At 54.5% G+C, this 2,155-nt stretch carries 1 protein-coding gene; it reads right to left on the bottom strand.

Annotation, left to right across the window (positions count from 1 at the left end):
* On the bottom strand, window positions 1–2,155 hold a 2,155-nt coding region (locus ACWEOZ_RS44220), incomplete at both ends, for a hypothetical protein (RefSeq protein WP_451916659.1).

Here is a 2,155-nt window from a genome sequence, read left to right as displayed (position 1 = left end):
AGCCAACGCCACCCTGCGGATAATCTTGGGCTCACCGCTTAGTTCCAGCGGGGCCTCGCCAAACGCGCTCCGGATTTCTGCCGGCCGCAAGGTCTGGAGTGCGACGCGATACCAAAACTCCCAGGCGCGAGCGTCGGTAGGACAACGGTCCCTTTGTCGCAAGGCCAGTGGCTTTAACCGGTGCCAATCATTCGCCTGCTGCGCGGCCAGGACTGCCATGCCGACGAAGGCGTCGTCCTCGAACCAATCTGCGGGAGCACTATCCATGATGGACCGAGCCTTCGCGCGGTAACCGCCTTTTGCGTATGCCTCCAGTAGGCGTGTTTGCAACCCACGACTGAGATTGACATTCGGAATCGATGTCAGCAGCGATATCGCCGCCTTGCAGTCCCCAAGCAGAGTAAGCGTATCGGCAGCCTGAATCTTCACAGGCTGAGCCGAGGTCGTCGTTACCAAAGCGACGAGCTTCTCTCCTAAAATCGCAGCTTTCTCCGGCCGTCCAATCGCCAGATAAATTCGGACAGCAGCGTTGAGTAGAATGGGCGCGGTCTCCGCCTCGAAATCATGCTTATCGAGCAATTCAGCGACTGACGAACTGTCGCCACTGTTTCGAAGTGCAATCCACATTAATGCCTGAGCGGTTTTCGCCGCGTCGCAATCAGATACCACAGCAGGGGATTCCGTGATATCCCGTACCAACTCGGGCATTCCGAGAATGGCGGCCGACTCGCCGACCATCATCTGCGCCGAGATATGAATCTCTTTCAGGTGAGGCGCCCCAACCTCTACAACTCTCTGGAGGTCGCCCAGTTCGTGATATGCGTATATGCGCGGAGCCGCAAGCTTCAACGAAGACTCACCAAATACCTCCGCTTCCTCACAAATCTTCAAGCAAGCCGACGCGTCCCCGAGCAGTAGTCTTCCAACCGCAAGGTTCGCGGCTGCGTCCGATACTAGTGCGCCGATTTCCTTGCGCCAGAGTTTTTCATCGCGTGGCTCAAAACATTCACATACGGCGCGCAACGTACACTCGACCTCTGGCGGCAGTAGTCCCATTGAGGCCAGAAACGGGTCCTTACTGGCGAAGTCTGTGGCAATAAAAAGGACGTTGCTCCACGTGTAGAAGCCCGCACCATCCGCACGTAGAGCTCGGTCAGCATAAGCGAGGGACAACGCTCGGTCCCCCGCATCGTGAAAGCTGATTGCCATCATTTGCAACGCATCGGCGTTGCCTTGGAATCTGACGGGCACATCGGCTTCAGCAAGAAACTGCTTCAGTGCGATTTTTGTATTGGCCCAAGCAAGCCATACGTGGGCTGAATCCGGAAAACGCGAGCGCGCTTTCTCTGCGATGTCAAACGCGACGTCGAGATGGTCAGAAAGCAAGAGACCACGTATCTTTCCAGAGGTAATCCGGTCGTCATCCGGGTATATCTCATACGCGGTGTCAAATTTCTGTGCAGCGCCAGCGACATCTCCCGCGTGCCAATCCACAATACCGGAGAGCAAATACCATTTCGCTCTCTGCCGTTCATTTAATGAGGCGTGTTCATCAAAGATTACCGATAGCAACGCACTTGCGCCGCTGTAGCTCATTTCCTTAATGAGTTCGGCCACCTTGTCCAACTGTCTCGATGCTGTATTGTTTTCGTTTGTTACAAGCGACGAGACGAGCGCCGGCCCACCCACTTGCGACATGAATGAATCGAGCTTCGATGATACTGCACTTATGAGCTCATTGGTCTCGACCACCCTCGATTGAGTCTCCTCCGACGACCTTCTCATGTCATCAAAGACACCGCCTGGGGAGTTAGGGCTGTATTTCTTTTGAAGAATCGCGTGACGCTTTATGTGGTTACAAATATCGTCCCAAAACTCAATGCTTACCTTGAACTTTCCAGACCCCGCCCGCGCGTCAGTCAAATCCTGAGCAAACTTGACGAGCTTCGAATCACTTGCGGTCGTCGTCGCTACAATTAACTCGCCAATGCTCCAGCCAGCCGTGTCGGCCGCAGCCACTTCATCATTTATAACTTTTTCAGTGACCTTCGTTTCGTAGTAACGCTTGCACTGAATTCCTTTACGTTTACCAATGCGAGGCTCAACAAAAATGTCGACACCGCCCTGACTTTGTCCCGTCCGACCGTTGCGCTTC

This window comes from Actinoplanes sp. NPDC004185, from assembly GCF_053603475.1.
This window is presented reverse-complemented; position numbering and strand designations above follow the sequence as displayed.